At 62.9% G+C, this 19490-nt stretch carries 18 protein-coding genes; 14 read left to right on the forward strand and 4 right to left on the reverse strand.

What is annotated here, in order from left to right; all coding sequences use genetic code 11:
- The first annotated feature begins 34 nt into the window (after positions 1-34).
- On the forward strand, positions 35-496 hold the full coding sequence (locus ACSQ3G_RS03605; RefSeq protein WP_436109081.1) for a YcgN family cysteine cluster protein: 462 nt from the start codon (positions 35-37) through the stop codon (positions 494-496).
- Positions 497-625: 129 nt separating this feature from the next.
- Here ACSQ3G_RS03605 and ACSQ3G_RS03610 read toward each other — a convergent pair whose 3' ends face one another.
- Positions 626-1297, reverse strand: a complete 672-nt coding sequence (locus ACSQ3G_RS03610; protein WP_436109082.1) for a glutathione S-transferase family protein — start codon at positions 1295-1297, stop codon at positions 626-628.
- A 186-nt stretch (positions 1298-1483) separates the two neighbouring features.
- Between ACSQ3G_RS03610 and ACSQ3G_RS03615 the strand changes: the two genes are divergently transcribed.
- Positions 1484-1843 (forward strand): LysR family transcriptional regulator, encoded by a 360-nt coding sequence (locus ACSQ3G_RS03615; protein ID WP_436109083.1) that lies wholly within the window; start codon positions 1484-1486, stop codon positions 1841-1843.
- A complete protein-coding gene (locus ACSQ3G_RS03620; RefSeq protein ID WP_436109084.1) occupies positions 1797-2396 on the forward strand; it encodes a substrate binding domain-containing protein in 600 nt (199 codons plus the stop codon). The genes ACSQ3G_RS03615 and ACSQ3G_RS03620 overlap by 47 nt, the downstream gene beginning before the upstream one ends.
- A gap of 58 nt (positions 2397-2454) precedes the next feature.
- On the opposite strand, the gene ACSQ3G_RS03625 is transcribed toward ACSQ3G_RS03620, so the two are convergent.
- Entirely contained in the window at positions 2455-3456 is a 1002-nt protein-coding gene (locus tag ACSQ3G_RS03625; protein WP_436109085.1) for an NADP-dependent oxidoreductase, read from the reverse strand.
- A 57-nt stretch (positions 3457-3513) separates the two neighbouring features.
- On the reverse strand, positions 3514-4329 hold the full coding sequence (locus tag ACSQ3G_RS03630; RefSeq protein ID WP_436109086.1) for an oxidoreductase: 816 nt from the start codon (positions 4327-4329) through the stop codon (positions 3514-3516).
- A gap of 88 nt (positions 4330-4417) precedes the next feature.
- On the opposite strand from ACSQ3G_RS03630, the gene ACSQ3G_RS03635 reads away from it, so the two are divergent.
- The 7 genes from ACSQ3G_RS03635 (at position 4418) to ACSQ3G_RS03665 (ending at position 13094) form a co-directional block, all read left to right on the forward strand.
- Entirely contained in the window at positions 4418-4849 is a 432-nt protein-coding gene (locus ACSQ3G_RS03635) for a winged helix-turn-helix transcriptional regulator (protein ID WP_046638365.1), read from the forward strand.
- Between the two features lie 276 nt (positions 4850-5125).
- Positions 5126-6241, forward strand: coding sequence for a helix-turn-helix transcriptional regulator (locus ACSQ3G_RS03640; RefSeq protein WP_436109087.1), 1116 nt, complete (start codon positions 5126-5128; stop codon positions 6239-6241).
- 153 nt (positions 6242-6394) lie between these two features.
- Positions 6395-8356 (forward strand): acyltransferase family protein, encoded by a 1962-nt coding sequence (locus ACSQ3G_RS03645; RefSeq protein WP_436109088.1) that lies wholly within the window; start codon positions 6395-6397, stop codon positions 8354-8356.
- 97 nt (positions 8357-8453) lie between these two features.
- Positions 8454-10883: a heavy metal translocating P-type ATPase gene (locus ACSQ3G_RS03650; protein WP_436109089.1), complete on the forward strand. Its 2430-nt coding sequence runs from the start codon at positions 8454-8456 to the stop codon at positions 10881-10883.
- Complete coding sequence (cueR, locus tag ACSQ3G_RS03655; protein ID WP_436109090.1) at positions 10880-11323, forward strand: Cu(I)-responsive transcriptional regulator; 444 nt, start codon at positions 10880-10882, stop codon at positions 11321-11323. The genes ACSQ3G_RS03650 and cueR overlap by 4 nt, the downstream gene beginning before the upstream one ends.
- Before the next feature lie 277 nt (positions 11324-11600).
- Positions 11601-11801 (forward strand): heavy-metal-associated domain-containing protein, encoded by a 201-nt coding sequence (locus tag ACSQ3G_RS03660; RefSeq protein WP_038541227.1) that lies wholly within the window; start codon positions 11601-11603, stop codon positions 11799-11801.
- 162 nt (positions 11802-11963) lie between these two features.
- Positions 11964-13094 (forward strand): esterase-like activity of phytase family protein, encoded by a 1131-nt coding sequence (locus ACSQ3G_RS03665; protein WP_436109091.1) that lies wholly within the window; start codon positions 11964-11966, stop codon positions 13092-13094.
- 76 nt (positions 13095-13170) lie between these two features.
- Here ACSQ3G_RS03665 and ACSQ3G_RS03670 read toward each other — a convergent pair whose 3' ends face one another.
- Complete coding sequence (locus ACSQ3G_RS03670) at positions 13171-13800, reverse strand: outer membrane protein (RefSeq protein ID WP_046668488.1); 630 nt, start codon at positions 13798-13800, stop codon at positions 13171-13173.
- A 207-nt stretch (positions 13801-14007) separates the two neighbouring features.
- Between ACSQ3G_RS03670 and ACSQ3G_RS03675 the strand changes: the two genes are divergently transcribed.
- The 4 genes from ACSQ3G_RS03675 (at position 14008) to ACSQ3G_RS03690 (ending at position 19463) form a co-directional block, all read left to right on the forward strand.
- Positions 14008-15396 carry an MFS transporter gene (locus ACSQ3G_RS03675; protein ID WP_436109092.1) on the forward strand — a complete coding sequence of 463 codons (1389 nt, stop codon included), beginning with the start codon at positions 14008-14010 and terminating at the stop codon, positions 15394-15396.
- A 98-nt stretch (positions 15397-15494) separates the two neighbouring features.
- A complete protein-coding gene (locus ACSQ3G_RS03680) occupies positions 15495-16955 on the forward strand; it encodes a protein adenylyltransferase SelO (protein ID WP_436109093.1) in 1461 nt (486 codons plus the stop codon).
- Positions 16956-17230: 275 nt separating this feature from the next.
- Positions 17231-17797: a hypothetical protein gene (locus ACSQ3G_RS03685; protein WP_436109094.1), complete on the forward strand. Its 567-nt coding sequence runs from the start codon at positions 17231-17233 to the stop codon at positions 17795-17797.
- A gap of 298 nt (positions 17798-18095) precedes the next feature.
- Complete coding sequence (locus ACSQ3G_RS03690; protein WP_498072573.1) at positions 18096-19463, forward strand: DNA-packaging protein; 1368 nt, start codon at positions 18096-18098, stop codon at positions 19461-19463.
- Positions 19464-19490: the final 27 nt, after the last annotated feature.

Here is a 19490-nt window from a genome sequence, read left to right on the forward strand (position 1 = left end):
TTTGTTCCGCCCTGCCGCAAATGTGATATCCACGATGACCGACGAACCTTTCTGGAAGACCAAGCGGCTCGACCAGCTGAGCCAAAATGAATGGGAAAGCCTGTGCGACGGTTGCGGGCTCTGTTGTCTCAACAAGCTCGAGGACTGGGACTCAGGCGACGTCGTCTTCACCTCCGTCGCCTGCCGTCTGCTCGACGGGGAGAGCTGTCGCTGCAAGGATTACCAGCACCGCCAGGCGACAGTGCCGGACTGTATCCAGCTCACCCCGACGACGGTCAACGAGATCACCTGGCTGCCGCCGACCTGCGGTTATCGCCTCGTCCGCGACGGCGAGGACCTCTATTGGTGGCATCCGCTGGTTTCGGGCGATCCGAACACCGTGCACCAGGCCGGCATCTCCGCCCGCGGCCGCACGGTCAGCGAAAACGAGGTCGATGTGGAAGATTTCGAGGACTACGTGGTCGACTGGCCGCTGACCGTGGGCGAGGAACGCTGATCTGGTTTGAACACTGGAGAGATGGTCGGTGGCCATAAGCCGCCCACCGCGCCGCTGACAGGATCGTCGCGATTCCGGCCAGCGCGCACCATCTTCATGCGCGCGCCAGCCAGACAAGAGGGCCAGAAATTACAGTTTCACGCCGACACTTGCCAGGAAGCTCTCCATACGGTTGTCAACCTCAGCCTTCGTCTCCGCCCACGCCGGGAACGACTGGAGAAGATTGTCGTGCCAAGCGACCAGGTTTGGATATTCCTTGAACGGAAACTTTGCACGATCGACCTGGGAGAAGGGAGCCGCGATATCGATATCGGCAAAGGTCAACCCATTGCCGACCATGAACTTGCGGCCTTCAAGATGCCGGTCGAGTACCTTCGCTGCAGCGCGGATCTTGCCCTCGGCAAATTTGATGAGGGACTCGTCCTTCGGTACGCCCATGACCGTCTTCCCCACGCGCTCATCGAAGATGGTGGTGGTGAAGGTGCGCCACTGCTCGCCCGACCAGAACATCCACTGAAGCACCTGGAAGCGCTCCTCCTGCGTGGTTCCGACCAGCGGCGAATTCACCTTGTTGGCGAGATACAGATTGATCGCAGAAGATTCCCAGAGAATGGTGTCGCCATCCTCCAGGACCGGCGTCAGACCGTGGGGATTGAGACGTGATTTGAACTCGTCGGTCTGGCTCTCGCCTTTGAAGAGGTCAACGTTAACGCGTTTGAGTTCAACGCCCATGATCTTCGCAGCGGCGTTCACGCGACGCAAGCTGCCCGAGCCAGCATCGCCATAAATCTTGATTGTCATAACTCTTCCTTTCGGTTCCGGGCCCGTGAAAGGGCGACCGAATGTCGAGTCTCATATTCCCTTGGCGAATGGCAGCCATGCCTTATGAATGTCATCTATTCCATTTTGGAATTCATCGATGTATTCCATGCCGCCGGGTCATGACTTGCTCAGTCAGCTCGATCGGTCTCGTTCGGAATAAAACTGATGGATAAGCTAGATGCGATGCGGATGTTCGTGCGCGTCGTCGAAAGCGGAAGCTTTTCGCAGGCAGCGCGGGACCTGAACGTCAGCCAACCGACGGTCAGCAAACAGCTTGCTGCGCTCGAAGCGCGTCTCGGGACGCAACTCCTTGCGAGAAGTTCGCGTGCCCTTGCCGTGACGCCCGCAGGACAGGAATATTACGAGGCCACCGTCCGTATCCTTCAGGATCTCGACTTTGTCGAAGAAAGGGTTCTTGAAGGGCAGTCGGCCCCCTCGGGGCTGGGTCCGCGTGACCCTCTCGCCAGCCTTCGGGAGGATGTTCGTTATTCCCCGGCTGGCGGATTTCAGGAACCGGTTCCCTGACGTCGCGATCGAGATGGAAGTCTCCGGGCGGCACGTTGACCTTATCGAGGAGGGAATAGACGTCGCGATCCGTATCGGTCGGCTTGCGGATTCAGCACTCGTCGCCCGGCGCATCGGCGACATGCGGATGATAACCCTGGCCTCCGCCGGCTATGTTGCCCAACACGGCACGCCGCAAACGCTGGACGAACTGCGCACCCACCAGCGTATCAGCTATGTCTACCAGGGCGATATCATCGGGTGGGGTTTCCAGGTAGACAGTCGGCAGGTCACGGTCGACGGCGGCGGAGCGTTCCGCACGAACGACGCCGAGCATGTCCGCGGCGCGGTCCTCGCGGGCCTTGGTATCGCCCACCACGCGAGCTGGTTGTTCACGGATGTGCTGGCCACCGGCGAGGTTGTGCGAATTTTGGACCAGCATGCGCCGCCGCTCTTTCCGATCAACGCCGTTACCGTTGCCGGACGGCGCATGCCCTCCCGAGTGCGGCAATTCGTCGATTTCCTCGCCGCGATTTGCGCCGAGGAGCCGGAATTAAGGATAGGCGACGGCTAGCCCGTCATCGGCTGTTCTCAGTATGGCTGGCTTCGCCGCTTCTACAGCCTGAACGACGTCACTTCACTGCGATGACGACCTTGCCCTTGGCGCGGCCTGTTTCGACATAGTCCAGCGCCTCGTTGGTCTTGTCGAACGGGAAGACCCGGTCCATCACCGGGCGGATGTGGCCCGCTTCGATCAGCGAGGTGATCTGTGCGAGCTGGCCGCCGTTCGCCGTCATGAAGAGGAACGAATAGCCGATCTTCCGGCGTCCCGCTTTTCGCCTGATGCCGAAGCTCAGCAGGCGCATGGCCTGTTGAAGCAGCCAGCCGGAGTCGTTCTGCCGGGCGAAATCCGGATCGGGCGGGCCGGAAATCGAGACCAGCTTGCCGCCCGGCTTCAATACGTCCAAAGATTTTTCGAGCGTGTCCTTGCCCAGGCTGTTCAGCACGACGTCGTAGCCCTGCAGCACCTTCTCGAAGTCGTCTTTCCTGTAATCGACGACGACGTCCGCCCCGAGACTTTTCGCGAGGGCGATATTGGCGGTGCTCGTGGTCGTCGCCACATAGGCCCCGAGATGCTTGGCGAGCTGGATCGCGATGGTGCCGACGCCGCCCGAGCCGGCATGGATCAGGACCTTCTGCCCCTTCTGCAGGTTGGCGCGCTCGATAAGGACCTGCCATGCCGTCAGCGCGACAAGCGGAATGGATGCGGCCTCTACCATGGTGAGATTGCCGGGCTTTCTCGCCACATCGGCCTCGTCCATGGCGATATATTCGGCAAACGTGCCGATGCGGTCCTGGGCCGGACGTGCATAGACCTCGTCTCCCGGCTTGAACTTCCGGACTTTGGGTCCGACCCGGACGACGACGCCTGCCACATCATTGCCCAGCACCAGCGGAAGGCGGTAGGGCAGGATAAGCTTGAATTCGCCGTCCCTGATCTTGTTGTCCAGGGCGTTCACTCCGGCGGCATGAACCTCCACCAGGACGTCGTTGTCGCGCAATGCCGGCTCGGGTATTTCGCCGGGCCGCAGGGCGCCGCCTTTGCGATAGCGATCGATCAGGAATGATTTCATCGGACTGACTTCCGTTTCCGTGGTGGCCGGCATCGCCGGCGGGCCTGCGATGAATGCTCAGGCGGAGAGCCCGTTGAACTTCCGAAGGTTCTTGTCGACGATGTTTTCGGGCAGGAAGCGACGTATGAAACGGACCTGTCCCGCCATTTTCCCGGCAGTGTAGCGCCGTTTGGGCGATGCCGCATTGGCGGCCTTCAGGACGGCTTCGGCGACCACTTCCGGTGCATCTCCCTTCGCGACGGCTTCCTGCATCAGCCGTTCCGCACCGGCGCGAACTGTATCATAGACGGAAAGCGGGCGGTCGGCGCGGGTCAGATTCTCCTCGAAGGCGGTGCGGGTCAAGCCGGGCTCGACAAGCACGACGCGGATGCTCTGGTTCCGCACTTCATGGTCGAGGGACTCCGAATACCCTTCGACGGCGTGTTTGGTCGATGCATAAAGGCCGTTGAAAGGAGCCGGGATCATCCCCAGTATCGAACTCAGGTTGACGATGCGGCCCTTCTGCTGGCCCCTCATCACGGGCAGGACCGCATTCGTCATCCGGATGGTGCCGAACACGTTGACGTCGAACAGGGCCTTCGCCTGCTCGATCGTGGATTCCTCGGCACCGCCAAGCAGGCCGACCCCGGCATTGTTGACAAGAAGATCGATCCGCCCCGCGCGGCGCAGAACCTCGTTAACGGCACTTTCGACCGATGCGTCGTCGGTCACGTCGCAGACCAGCATCGTCACCCCGTCCGCCGTGTCCGGCATCGGCTTCCGGCTGGTGCCGAAGACCTGATAGCCATCCCGCCGCAGCGCCTGCGCCGTCACCAGTCCTATTCCTGAGGAGGCACCCGTAACCAGGGCAATGCCACGTTTTTTCTTGCTCATCGGTTTCGCTTTCATTTTGTGATGGAACATCGTTGAGCGATCAGTTACTATCAAATCAGTATCAAGTCACTACTAAAAAGATATCGACATGAAGAATCTTTCCGACCAGCCCTGTCTGATCGCCCGGAGCCTGGCGCTTGTGGGGGACGCGTGGAGCATGCTGATCATGCGCGACGCCCATGCGGGGCTGACCCGCTTCGACGAGTTTCGCAAGAGCCTCGGCATTGCGCCGACCATGCTGACCGGACGGCTTTCAGGCCTGACGGAGGAGGGGCTTTTGGAGAAACGGCGCTATTCCGACCGTCCGCCACGGGACGAATATCTGCTGACCGAAGCCGGCCGGGACTTTCTGCCGGTTCTGTTTGCGATCGGCGCATGGGGGCGCAAGCATCGCGGCGGCGGCAAGGTCACCCGGTTCTTCGACGCCGAAACCGGAACGGAGATCGATCCGGTCACCATCGACCGCGCCACCGGCGCTCCGGTCGGAACGCGTCCTATCCGGATCGCCGCGCCCGAATGAACCGCAACACCGACTGAAAGCCGGGTCCTGCGTCCTGTTGCCGGCGATTGTCCGTTCCTTGCCCGATGCCGGATCGATAGCCCTCGGGGCTAAACCGGCGAGCGAGGAAGGCGCAGGAACCCGCACGAAGCACAGGTTTATTACGTGTCAATGACATAAGTTAAGATGGGCAAGACAGGTTTTTCAGGTAATTCTACCAGTATGCCCGAGCGTGCAGAAACGCTAAGACTACGGTGACAGTCAAGATTCATTCCGAATTCATTCGATGGCACCTAGATGAATGCAGAAGGCACGCTGGCAGACCGCCTCTACGAGGCAGCCCTGGTTCCTGAGCTTTGGACGGAAACTTGCGAGAGGATAGCCCGGGAGGCAGGGTCCAGCACCGCCTCGATCTTCACCATCGACGGCAGCGGCAATCATCGTTACGTCACCACTCCCAATATCGCCGACGCGTTTGCCGAGTTCGTCAAGAGCGAGCACCGGTTCGACAATGTCCGGCCCGCGCGCGGAATGGAGCGTTCGCCCTTTTCGTTCGTCCGCGTGACCGATCTCCTGAGCGCGGAGGAATTTGCCAATGATGCGATCCAGCGCGACATCATCGAGCCGCACGGCATGCAATGGGAGGCGGGCTGGGCTTTCCAGGAGCCGACCGGGCACGTCATCGTCATCACCCTGATGCGCGCCAAGGGCCTGACGCATTTCTCCGACGAACAGCTGGCGCGCCTCGATCTCCTGAAGCCGGATCTCGCCCGGGCCGCCTATATGGCGTCGCGGCTTGCCTTTTCCGAGGCGCGTTCGATGACCGAGACGCTGTCGCTGCTCGGACTGCCGGCGGCGGTCATCGGCGACGGCGGCCAGGCAATTGCAATGAACCCGGAGATGGAGGCACTGAGCCCGCGCATCCGCACCGGCGCCGGCGATCGGTTGGTGCTGGAGGGGACGGGTGCCAGTGCTCTCCTCGACGGGGCGATAGAGCACTACAAGGCGCAGGCCACGCCGACCGTGCAGTCGCTGCCGATGGCGGGCCGCGACGGCGCGCCGCCGCTGATCCTGCATCTTCTGCCGATCCGCCGCGCCGCCCGCGACATCTTCTCCCGTTCGATGGCGGTGCTCGCCGTCACCCAGGTGGGGCAGGTCGGCCCGCCGGACATGCGGGTGCTCTGCGGCCTATTCGACCTCACCCCCGCCGAAGCCCGCGTGGCGCGCGGCATCGCCATGGCCCAGACGCCGGAAATGGCCGCCGCCGCGCTGGGCATCTCGCTCGAGACCGCCCGCTCGCACCTGAAGAAGATCATGCTGAAAACCGGCACCACCCGCCAGGCGGAACTGGTGCTGCTGCTTTCAGGCCTGAACGCGCCGAGCTTCGGCGGTGGCGGTCGGCAGGAGCCGTGAACGCCTCGCAAAGTGCGTTCGGGTTAAATTGGCCACATTCCTTTGCTGGATGACGTGCACGCATGTGCGAAGTCGCAATTGGCTCAGGCATGAGCGAGTGCAATCGATCGATGCGCTCGGCTGTCGTGAATTGATGCCGCATTGGGTTGTAGAATGAAATACAGACCGGAAATCGATGGCCTGCGGGCCGTCGCTGTGGTTCCTGTCCTCATATTCCACGGTGGTTTGGGTTTCCGCGGCGGATTTGTCGGCGTCGACGTCTTCTTCGTCATCAGCGGTTATCTGATTACATCGATCATGTATGGCGAAGTCGAAGCGCGGAAGTTCAGCCTCGTCCGCTTCTACGAGCGGCGCCTGCGACGGATCATTCCGGCGCTTGTTTGCGTCTGCCTGGCTTGTCTGCCTTTTGCATGGGCATGGATGCTTCCCTATGAGCTGCGCGACTTCGGCCGCAGCCTCTATCAGGTGACTCTGTTCGTTTCGAACTTCTATTTTTGGAGTAAAACCGGCTATTTCGATGCAAGCAACGACCTGAAGCCGCTTTTGCATACGTGGTCCCTCGGGGTAGAAGAACAGTTCTACATCATATTTCCTGTTGTTCTCATGGCGTTGCACCGGTTTCGCCGCCAGTTTGTTCTGGCGGCCATCCTCCTGTTGAGCGCAGCGAGTTTCCTTGCCACGCAGGTCGTGCCGCTGTTCGATCCTGCGGCGAATTTCTATCTTCTGCCCACGCGCTTCTGGGAGCTTGGCGTTGGCGCCAGCATCAGCCTGGCGAGTTTCGATCGAGAAAAAGCCCGCCACGGCGGTGTGGCGGCGGCTTGCGGTCTCGCGATGATCGTCCTGTCCTGCTTCTTCGTTGAAGGCGGACCGTATTATCCCGGCTGGCAGACGCTGCCTGTCGTGGTCGGAACCGCGCTGGTTCTTCTGTTTTCATCCTCAGAAAATCTCGCTGGACGGCTTCTTTCCGCAAGAGCCTTGGTCTTTGTCGGTTTGATCAGTTACAGCCTCTATCTCTGGCATCAGCCGGTCCTCGCCTTCGCGCGCTTGCGACTGTTCACGGATGACCTGAGCGCTTCAACGTCCGCTCTTCTGCTTGGCGTCACGGCGTTGCTTGCGGTTGTGAGCTACTATCTCGTCGAGCGGCCGTTTCGCGACGGGAACCGCGTCGGCACAAGGGCTTTCGTCACTCTGGCCGGGGTTACGGGAGCCGCCAGCATCGCTTCCGGGATCATGTTCGAAATGACCGACGGCGCTGCGTTCAGGGCGCCGGGTCTTTACGAGATGACCGAGGTGAGCAAAGGTCTGAGCGAAAACTGTAACGGCAAGATGGCGCCCGAATGCTCCACGTCGGATAGTCCGGAGATCGCGGTGTGGGGAGATTCCTTCGGCGCCCATCTCGTGGAAGGAATCCTGGCGTCGGCCCCCGATGTCAAACTCGTGCAGTTCACCAAAAGCCTTTGCGGACCGTTCACCGACATTGCCTACCCGGTTACCAGCGACGGTCGCAGGTCGCCTGAAAGCTGCCTGTCCCGGAACAGGGACGTCCTCGACGCCATGGCGGCAACCAGGACGCTTCGATACGTCGCGATAGGCGTCAATCTCGATATCTATACGGAAACTGAAACGTTCGTTCGGAAGGATGGACAGAGTGTGCCGGCAAGCCGGACGCTGCTTCTGGACAGCTTTTTAGCGTCCTTGTCCGGCCTGCGGCAAATGGGATTGAACCCCGTGGTTTTCGCGCAACCTCCACAGACGGGCACCGATGTCGGCAGTTGTGTTGCCCGTTCACGATTGCTGGGCATCGCGGCCAACCACTGCGATCTGTCTGCTGACGACGTGAACCGGCGAGGCCGCGTTGCGATGGACATCATGAATGTCGTGGCGCGGGACTATCCGGTGATCGATCTGGGCAGCGGCCGGTGCAACGGCACGACCTGCCGGGTTTCCGAGGATGGCGTCTCCCTTTATGCGGATGCGGGACACTATTCTCAGGGTGGAATACGGCTGCTCGGAAAGAAGTACCATCTGTACGATCTTATCGTGAAAGCGGCGACTGAGGGCTGCGGTAATGGCCCCGTCCCCGCTGCCCGACCCGCCGGTTTCTGCCGCCCTTGAGAATATCCACAACTACCCCTTGACCTTCCCATGATGGGAAGCTCCACATAGTGCGGGACAGTAAAACATCCCGACAAAAAAAGGGGAGATTGCGCCCGTGAACCAGACCGTCAAGCCGATCCACAAAGCCGAGCCTTTTACCGTTCCCGTTGAGGGCATGACCTGCGCCTCCTGCGTGCGCCGCGTCGAGAACGCTGCCGCGAAAGTGCCGGGCATAGACAGGAGCGCCGTCAACTTCGCGACCAAGAAACTGACGGTGGAATCGGCCGAGGGCTTTTCGCCGGAGGAACTGACGAAGGCGATCAGGAAGGTTGGTTACGAAATCCCGCCAGGCGCCATCGACCATGCGATGCGCGAGGCGGGCATGATGCCGCCTGTGGCGCCGACGGCACATGCCGGGCATGAGCACCACCACGGGCCTTCCGCACCGGAAGCCCACATGGACCATGCCGCCATGGGGCACGACCAGGCGGCGGGCCATGCCGGCGGGCATGACCACATGCATATGCACCAGGGCGAGGAGGGCGTGCTGAAGCGCGACCTGGCAATCGCCTTCGTACTGACCCTGCCGCTCTTCGTGCTGGAAATGGCCGGCCACGTCTACGATCCGTTCCACCACTGGCTGATGGGCGTGATCGAGACGCAGAACCTTTATTATCTCTATTTCGCACTGGCGACGGTGGTTGTCTTTGGCCCGGGCTTCCGTTTCCTGAAGCTCGGCCTGCCGGCGCTGCTGCGCGGCGTGCCGGAGATGAATTCGCTGGTCGCGGTCGGCGTGCTGGCGGCCTACGGTTATTCGCTGGTGACGACGTTTGCCCCGGACCTGCTACCGGAAAGCGCGCGCTTCGTTTATTACGAAGCCGCGACGGTGATCGTCACGCTGATCCTGTTCGGCCGGCTGCTCGAGGCCCGCGCCACGGGCCGCACCGGCGAGGCGATCGAGAAGCTGAGCCGGCTGCAGGCGAAGACCGCCCGCGTCGAACGCGACGGCAAGCTGCTGGACATCCCCGCCGAACAGGTGGTCGCCGGCGACGTGCTGGTGATCCGGCCGGGCGAGCGGATTCCGGTCGACGGCACCGTCATCGATGGCTCCTCGAATGTCGACGAATCGATGATTTCGGGCGAGCCTCTGCCGGTCGAAAAGGCGGCCGGCGCGACCGTGGTCGGCGGCACGATCAACAAGACCGGCGCCTTTCGTTTCCGGGCCGACAAGGTCGGCCGCGATACGATGCTGGCCCAGATCATCCGCATGGTCGAACAGGCTCAAGGGTCGAAACTGCCGATCCAGGGGCTGGTCGATCGGGTGACGGCCTGGTTCGTGCCGGCGGTGATCGTGCTGGCCGTTCTCACCTTCGCCGTCTGGTTATTCGTCGGCCCCGAACCGGCGCTCGCCCATGCGCTGGCCAATGCGGTCGCCGTGCTGATCATCGCCTGCCCCTGCGCCATGGGGCTTGCGGTGCCCACCTCGATCGTCGTCGGCGGCGGCCGTGCGGCCGAACTCGGCGTGCTGTTTCGCAAGGGCGAGGCGCTGCAGGAACTGCGCAATGTCCAGCTGGTCGTGTTCGACAAGACTGGCACCGTCACCAAGGGCCGGCCGGAACTGACCGACCTGGTGACCGCGCAAGGTTTTGCCGAGGACGAGGTGCTGGCATTGGTCGCGAGCGTCGAGGCGCAGTCCGAACACCCGATCGCCGAGGCGATCGTCAAGGCGGCCGAGGCCAAGGGCCTGACCGTGCCGAAGGCGGAACGCTTCTCGTCGGTGACCGGCTACGGCATCGAGGCGGAGGCGGACGGTCGCAGGATCTCGGTCGGCGCCGACCGGTTCATGGAAAAGCTGGGGCTTTCGGTTGAGGTGTTTGCGCAAGCCGCCGCAAGGCTCGGCGACGAGGGCAAGTCACCGCTTTATGCCGCTGTCGACGGCAAGCTGGCCGCCGTGATCGCGGTTGCCGATCCGCTGAAACCCTCAAGCCGCGACGCGATCAGGGCGTTGCAGGCGATGGGCGTCGAAACGGTGATGGTGACCGGCGACAACCGCCGCACGGCGGAGGCGATTGCAAGACAGGTCGGCATAGACAAGGTCGTTGCCGAGGTCCTGCCGGAAGGCAAGGTGAAGGCGATCCACGAGATGCGGGCCAAGGGGGAGCAGGGCGTGAAAAAGCTTGCCTTCGTCGGCGACGGCATCAACGACGCGCCGGCGCTCGCCGAAGCCGATATCGGCATCGCCATCGGCACTGGCACGGACGTGGCGATCGAAAGCGCCGACGTGGTTCTGGTCGGCGGCGATCTGTCCGGCGCCGTTTCGGCGATCGCCATGAGCCGCGCGACCATGACCAACATCAAGCAGAACCTGTTCTGGGCCTTCGGTTACAACGTGGCGCTGGTGCCGGTCGCGGCCGGGGTGCTTTACCCGGCCTTCGGCTGGCTGCTGTCGCCGATGATCGCCGCTGGCGCCATGGCACTGTCGAGCGTCTTCGTGCTCGGCAACGCGCTGCGGCTGAAGGCGGTGAAAGTGGGAGAAACCAGATGAATATCGGCGAAGCTTCGAATGCGTCCGGCGTTTCGGCCAAGATGATCCGTTATTACGAGGAGATCGGCCTGATCCGCCCGATGGGCCGCAGCGGCAACAATTATCGGGTCTATGGCGAGGAGGAGGTGCACATCCTGCGCTTCATCAAGCGGGCCCGCAATCTCGGCTTTTCGCTCGAAGAGACCGAGACGCTGCTGAAACTCTGGCAGGACAAGAGCCGCGAAAGCGCTGCCGTCAAGGACGTCGCGACCGCCCATATCGGCGATCTCGAACGACGCATCGCCGAGATGCAGGGCATGCTGAAGACGCTGAAACACCTTGCCAACTGCTGCGGCGGCGACAACCGCCCCAACTGCCCGATCCTCGATGACCTGGCGGGGGATGGAGCGGCCGATGCACCCGTTCCGGCGGGTAGGAAAAAGACGAGGCAGGATGCCTGATGCCCCGCACTCGGATGAGGCAGGACCTCGCCTCCTTCCGATCTCCCCCCTTGAGGGGGAGATGCCCGGCAGGGCAGAGGGGGGTGACCGCTCCGCATATTCTTCGGCCGAATGTTTTGCCGCACCGGCGCCACCCCCCTCTGTCACCTTCGGTGACATCTCCCCCTCAAGGGGGGAGATCATCTGGAGCATGCCGCACCGGCTCCATTCCTCAAATGCCCTTGACCTTCCCTCCATGGGAAGCTGCACAACACATCTAACGAACAAGGAGATTCGGATGACTGCGATTTTCACCGTGCCGGACATGACCTGTGGCCATTGCGAAAAAACCGTGCGCGGCGCGCTGGCGGAAGCCCTGCCGGGCGCGGCGGTGGCGATTGATCTGACGGCCAAGACGGTGGCGATCGAAGGCGACGCCGCGAAGGCCGAAGAGGCGATCCGCGAGGCTGGGTATTCGCCGGAAAGAGCAGCGGTCTGAGGTCTTCCCCACCGCCCGTCACGAAAATTTCAACATTCTGACGGCCGACCGTTATACGTCCGCAAAACTCGCGTGGCAGAGGAAGAAGCAACTGCGGGACTGGCTTTCATTCGTGAGGCGGGTCTCCGTTTTTCACCCGCCTCGAATTGCCGGACACCCATCATGCTCAAAGCGCTGTTTTCAACCGTTGCCCTCGCCATCCTCTTCGCGCCCGTTGCCCATGCCGCCGAGCCCGGCGTGACGGTCGCAACTCCTTGCCCGTTCGGCGATTGCAAGGCGGCGATCGGGCTTTCCTTCGCCGGTGAATTTAGCATCCCGACCGGCACGCTGTTCGACGGCGTCGAGTTCGGCGGCCTGTCCGGCCTTGATTACGACCCGGCAAGCAATCGCTATATCGCCATTTCCGACGACCGTTCCGAGCGGTCGCCGGCCCGGTTCTACGAGCTTTCGATCGAGGCGAGCGCGGCCGGCATCTCCGATGTGAAGGTGATCAAGACCGTGACCCTGAAGGACAGGAACGGCGAGGCTTTTGCAGCCAAGAGCGTCGATCCGGAATCGGTCCGGTTCGGCAAGGACGGTATCTACTGGTCGAGCGAAGGCGACGTTAAGCAGCTTCTGCCGCCCTTCGTCCGTGTCGCCGACCGGGACGGCGCCTTCGTGCGCGAGTTCGAGCTTCCCAAGGCTTTTATGCCGACCGCCGACAAGTCCGCCGGTGTTCGCGACAACCTCGCCTTCGAGGGGCTTGCCACGCTGCCCGGCGGTGACCTGATGGTGGAGGTCGAATCGGCGCTGTTCCAGGACGGCCCGATCTCCGGGCTCACCCGCGGCACGCTCGCCCGCATGATCCGCTACGACGCGGCAAGCGGCAGGCCGAAGGCCGAATATGTCTATCCGATCGCGCCGATCCCCCAGGCGCCGACCGTCGACAAGGGTTATAACGACAACGGAGCTTCGGAAATCCTGAGCCTCGACGACCACCGTCTTCTGGTGGTCGAGCGCGGTTTTGCGCAAGGGTTCGGCAGTTCGATCAAGATCTTCATGGTCGATACCGAGGGCGCCACCGATGTCTCGGCGATCCCTTCGCTCGCCGGTACAGAGGCGGCCATCGTGCCGGTGCGCAAGGCCCAGGTGCTCGACATGCGGGCGATCGGCCTGCAACCGGACAATATCGAGGCCGTCACCTTCGCCAAGGGCACCGATGGCAGCGATCTGCTGATTTTTGTTTCCGACAACAATTTCTCAAAGGAACAGAAGACGCAGTTCATCGCCTTCAAGGTACTGGCCCGCCCCTGAGGACGCCCGCCACCCCTCGAAATCTTGCTCCACCTTTTCGCAAGGTGGAGCATTGAACGTATCCCGAAGCCGCGGCTTAGAACTTGACGCCGATGCCGACGTTGATCACGTGCTGGCTGAAGTCGAAATCGGCGCCTGCGAGGCTGCCGTTGCCGAAGTCGTTGTAGCGGTATTCGAGGCGGCCGAAGATATTGTCGGTGAAGGCGTAATCGACGCCGGCGCCGACCGTCCAGCCGTTGAGCATGTCGTCGTCGTCAAAACCGCCGCCGTCGATATGGGCGGTGGTGGCCGTCCAGCCGGCTGCCGCGAAGATCAGCGCCCGGTCCATGGCGTAACCGACACGGCCGCGAACCGAACCGGAGAACCCGGTGTCGACGTCGATGCCGCCGGCATAGCTGTTCTCGTTCCAGTCATAGTTGACGTCGCCTTCGATACCGGCCACGAAACCGCTGGAGAACTGCCAGTTATAACCGACGAAGCCGCCAAGCCTCCAGCTGTCGAAATCGTCCGAACCGCCGCCGGGGGCATCACCGTCGCCCCAGGCATATCCCGTGTGGGCACCGATATAGGGGCCGTTCCAGGAGAACACGACGGGCGTTTCGACGGCTTGAGGAGCCTGCGGGATTTGCTCGACGGCGTCGGCTGCGTAAGCAACGGAAGAGGCGGTCATGGCGGCCGACGCTGCAAGGATGAAAAGAGCCTTCATGGATATTCCCTCCGATTGGTTGGCAAAAACGCAAATAGAGCGGTTTGCTTGGAAAGCTGTAGCTAAAATACAACATCGGAAAAAATCTGCAATTACGCCTTAAGATACTGAAAATGCGTAATTTTAATTTTCGACTCATCCCTTGACCTCAATCATGGTTGAGGTTGTAGCGTCCCCGGGACTGAAAAAACGGATAAGAGGCAGGGCGTGTTGCAGGATATCAATGTGGGCTGGTCGAGGCTTCTCAAGGGCCGCGAAGGGGCGATGCTGGGGCTGATCTCGGCGGGGATCGGGCTGCATGCCTTCAACCAGTTCGCGATCGTCGCGGCGCTGCCGCCGGCAGCAAGAGAGATCGGCGGCACGGGTTATTTCAGCTGGGCCTATACGCTCTATTTCCTCGGCTCGATCGCCGGCGGCACGGGTGCGGCGGCGATGCGCGACCGGTTCGGCGCGCGTTTCATTCTGCTTCTTTCGGCGCTGGTCTTTGCGGCCGGCGGGCTGCTGGCGCTGTCGGCGCCGGCTTTTTCCTGGATCATGGCCGGGCGCCTGCTGCAGGGCATTGCCGACGGGCTGATCGTGGCGATCTGCTACAGCCTCATCCCGGCCAATTTTCCCTCAGCGCTGATCGCAAAGGTGTTTGCGGTGGAGGCGATCGTCTGGGCGGTGGCGGCGATTGCCGGGCCATTGGCGGGCGGGCTTCTGACCGAGGCCTATTCCTGGCGGGCGTCTTTCCTGGCCGTCTCGCCGTTCGTGCTGCTGCTGGCCGTGTTTGCGCTGACCGCGAAGGTGAGGGTGACGGAGGCGGCGCCGGTGCCGCTCTCCGCCGCCACCATTTCGCTCTGCCTTGCCGCCTCCTTCGTCCTGTCGCTGTCGTCGGTGGTGACCGGAGGGGCGATGCAGGCAGTGGCGGTGGTGGCAGGGGCGGGCCTGTTCCTGCCGGCGCTGAAGCTCGACGGGCGGATCGGGCCAAGGCTGTTTCCGGAAGGCGCCTTCCGGCTCGGTTCGGTTCTCGGGCACGGGTTCTGGGTGCTGTTCCTGATGTCGGCGAGCCACTCTGTCGGCAGCGTCTACCTGGCGCTGATGATCGACGCCGTCTTCGGTTTCCGGCCGTCCGTCGTCGGTTATCTGGTGGTGACCATGGCGCTCTCCTGGAGTGCTGTCGCAGTGGTCGCGAGCAGGATTACGGCGCTTGCTCCGCGGCATCGGTGGATGCGCGCAGGCGCATTGTTTCAATTGGCCGGTTTCCTCTGCCTCGCGGCCGCGTTTGCGAGCGGCTCGCTGGTGCTGCTGCTGGCGGGCCAGGTGGCGATCGGTACGGGCTTCGGCGTCGCCTGGGCAAGCGTCAACCAGGCGGCGATGGAAGCGGCAGCAAGGCAGGAGCGCGATCTCGCAAGTGCCTTGCTGCCGACGATTTCGACCGCCGGTTATGCGATTGGCGCTGGGATCGCCGGGATGATCGCAAGCGCGACCGGCCTGGTTTCGGCGCTGGAAAACGGCAACGCCGGCGGGCCGGCCCTGTGGCTCTACGGGACTGCGGCTACCGGTGCGCTGCTGACCTTCCTCCTCGGGTTCGGGGTGCGGCTGACCAAGGCTTGAGCGGCGCAACAAAAGCGCATTTCGCTTGTTCGACGGGACAGATTTCCCATATTTGAAGAAAAGGTCGCCGCATCCCGGCGGCCAAAGGAGACCTTCCCGTGTTCCAGTTCGACAATTCCTATGCCCGCCTGCCGGACAGGTTTTTCGCCTCCGTCTATCCCGAGCCGGTGGAGGGGCCGAAGCTTCTGAAATTCAACGGGTCGCTGGCAGAAGAGCTGGGCGTCGAGGCGGACTTTTCCGATCCCGTCCGGCTGGCGGCGATCCTTGCCGGCAATGTCGTGCCGCCCGGTGCCATGCCGATCGCCATGGCCTATGCCGGCCACCAGTTCGGCAATTTTGTGCCGCAGCTGGGTGATGGGCGGGCGATATTGCTGGGCGAGGTCGTCGACCGCAACGGCAAACGTCGCGACATCCAGCTAAAGGGCGCCGGACCGACGCCCTATTCCCGCAGAGGCGACGGACGTGCGGCTTTGGGACCGGTGCTGCGCGAATATATCGTCTCCGAGGCGATGAATGCGCTCGGCGTGCCGGCGACACGGGCCTTGGCGGCTGTCGCGACCGGCGAACAGGTCTATCGCGAGACGGTGGAGCAGGGCGCGGTGTTCGTGCGCGTCGCGGCAAGCCATGTGCGGATCGGCACCTTCCAGTTTTTTGCCGCCCGCGGCGACAATGACGGGATCAAATTGCTCGCCGACTACGTCATCGAGCGGCACTACCCGGAGCTTAAAACCGCGGAAAACCCCTATCTGGCGCTGCTGCAGGGTGTAGCGGCACGGCAGGCGGATCTGATCGCCCGCTGGATGGGTATCGGTTTCATCCACGGGGTGATGAACACCGACAACATGACGATATCAGGCGAGACGATCGATTTCGGGCCCTGCGCCTTTCTCGACGAATACGACCCGATGAAGGTGTTTTCCTCGATCGACCAAGGCGGCCGCTACGCCTATCGCAACCAGCCGGGCATCGGCCAGTGGAACATCGCGCGGCTGGCGGAATGCCTGCTGCCGCTGCTGGACGAGGACGAGGAAAAGGCAGTTGAGGCGGCAAACGCCGTGCTGAAGGCGTTCGGCGAGCGGTTCCAGAAAGAGTGGATCGGGGTTTTCCGCGCGAAGATCGGCCTTGCGACCGAGGCTGAGGGCGATGGCGACCTGATCCAGGCGCTGCTGGCGGCCATGCATGAGGGGCAGGCGGATTTCACGCTGGCCTTCCGGCGGCTTGCCGACGCGGCGGAGGGCCGGGAAGAGGCGTTCCTGGGTTGCTTTGCCCATCCCGACAAGGCGCAGGCCTGGCTTGCGGACTGGCGCGAGCGGTTGACCACGGAAGCGCGGCCGGTCGGCGAACTGGCTGACGCCCTGCGCTCGGTCAACCCGGCGGTCATCCCCCGCAATCACAAGGTCCAGGAAGCCCTATCGGCCGCCAATTACGGCGATTACAGTTTCTTCGAACGGTTGCTGGAGGCGCTGGAAAAGCCATTCGAGGAGCGGCCGGAATTCGTGAGCTACATGCAGCCGCCGAAGCCTGAGGAGCGGGTGACGCAGACGTTCTGCGGGACGTGATCCGTCCGTAAATTAATTTTTGCTAATTAGGAAAATAGTCCTTGACGGCGTGACGGTTGTTTGGTAGGTTCTAGGCACAGTCGAAGAATTGCGCCGGTGGATAGCCGGTGGCAAGACTTCCAGTCAAATTGGCCCGGTCCCAAAGCCGGGCCTTCTTTTTATCTCGACAATCGGCAGCGGGGACGCGCAGCGACCGGAAACGGGCGCGGCGGGATTTTCTGCGCCGAAATTTTGGCCCTCATTTGGCTCCTGTTTTGGCCCCGGGGATATCCCAGATGGATGAATTCGAGACGTTCGATCCGGCGCTTTTCGGGCTCTGGACGGAGGCGCCGGTCTATGGCGACGCGGTCGTCATGGATGATTCTGTGCTGTCGAACGCGGTGCGCGGCGTGCTGCTGGAGATCAAATCGGCCGAAGGCGCATTCTCTCCCGGCGAGGAACTGCGGCGGCTCCTGAACGAGATGACCGTCGAGATGCGCGACCAGTTCTCGACCTTCCGGCGGATGCGGACCGCGGCGGAGGCGGCGCTCACAGATGGCGACGACGCCGCCCAGAAACTGGCGCGTGCCGATGTGAAGGCCGCGACCGACGCCATGTCGCTGATCGTCCGCACGCTCGAAAAGGTCGACAGCCTGCAACGCCAGCTCGCCCGCGACCGCGACGAGGCCGCCGAGCGCGATGCGGACGAGGGTGGGTATGAGGAGGCCGTGCGTGAGGTCGAGGAACTTATCGAGCAGCGCGCCCAGGAGCGTTTTGAGAAGCGCTGTCTCGCGGCCGGTATTGATATCGGTGAGCCCGGCGGTGCGGGAGGGGATCGAACGGCATCGCCTGACACCGGTTGAAGACGTTGTCGAAGCTGGGACGATCGAAACGCTGGCTGAATACGGGGAAAAGATGGACCGGATCAGCAGCTTGCGGGCTCAGATGAATGGAGCAATGGCAAAGGGTTATGCGGTGCTCGCTGAGCCTGGCTGTGATGAAGGGACGGCCGAAACGACTGTTATTGAGGTCGGAGCGGGCGGGTGCATCGAACTCCCTCTTCTCCCCAGCGGGGAGAAGTCCCGAGCGAAGCGAGGGGATGAGGGGGCCGGCGACGCTGGAGCGGTCGATCTGGTGGACCGAGGAATGCCTGAAGTGGAAATGGTGAGCGGGAAGGTGGCTTCGCCCCCCTCATCCGGTCCTTCGGACCACCTTCTCCCCGCCGGGGAGAAGAGGGAGATCGTTGAACCATCGTCGTCCTCCGCAGGTTCTTTACGCAAGTGGCGTGATAGCACCAACTCACGTCATTCCTGCGCCGTAAGCCGGGACTGGCGCCATGCCGGCCGCCGCGACCAAAAGCCGCCCGAGGGCGACTGGCGCACCTGGTTGATCATGGGTGGGCGCGGGTCGGGGAAGACGCGGGCCGGCGCGGAGTGGATCCATGGGCTCGCATCGGCCGGCAGCAGGTCGGATCTCAGGATCGCGCTGGTGGCGGAAACGCTGGGCGATGCCCGTGAGGTGATGATCGACGGGGTGTCCGGCATCTGCCGGATTGCCCGAAGCAAACGGCCGGATTTCGAGATCTCGCGCCGGAGGCTGGTCTGGCCGAACGGGGCGATCGCGCAGATCTTTTCCTCGGAAGACCCGGAGAGCCTCCGCGGACCGCAGTTTCATTTTGCCTGGTGCGACGAGCTCGCCAAATGGCGGCATGCGGAGGAAACCTTCGACATGCTGCAGTTCGGGCTGCGGCTCGGGGCCGATCCGCGCCAGTTGGTGACGACGACGCCGCGGCCGGTGCCGATCCTGAAACGGCTGATCGCCGATCCCGGCACGCAGCTCGTCCGGATCTCGACCCAGGCCAATGCGGGCAACCTTTCACCCGGCTTCATTTCGGCGCTGGAGGCACGTTACGGAGGAACGCGACTCGGACGGCAGGAACTGGCCGGCGAGCTGATCGAGGACCGCGAGGATGCGCTGTGGAAACGCGCCGCCCTCGAAGCCTTCACGATCCGCTTTACCGGTGCGCTCAGGCGCATCGTGGTCGCCGTCGATCCCCCTTCGGGTTCGGGCCAACATTCCTGCTGCGGCATCGTCGTCGCCGGCCTGGAGGCGAGCGGCCGGGCGGTGGTGCTGGCCGATTGTTCGGTCGAAGGCAAAACCCCGGCGGGCTGGGCGAACGCGGTGGCGCGGGCCTATGTGCGCTTCCAGGCGGACCGGGTGGTGGCCGAGGTGAACCAGGGCGGCGAGATGGTGACGGCGATGCTGAAAAGTGTCGATGCGGTGTTGCCGGTGACGATGGTGCGGGCGACGCGCGGCAAATTCCTGCGCGCCGAGCCGGTGGCAGCCCTCTACGAACAGGGGCGGGTGGCGCATGCCGGCCGGTTTGCCGAGCTCGAAGATCAGATGTGCGACTTCGGCCCGGACGGCCTGTCTTCAGGCCGTTCGCCCGACCGGCTCGATGCGCTGGTCTGGGCGCTGACGGCGCTGATGCTGGAAGGTCATGGAGAGCCGCGCGTGCGTGGAGTTTGAGCGCGGCTCGTCGCTTAATTGATGATG

The sequence above is a fragment of the Neorhizobium tomejilense genome, from assembly GCF_964254135.1.
GTDB classification, from domain to species: Bacteria; Pseudomonadota; Alphaproteobacteria; order Rhizobiales; family Rhizobiaceae; genus Neorhizobium; species Neorhizobium tomejilense.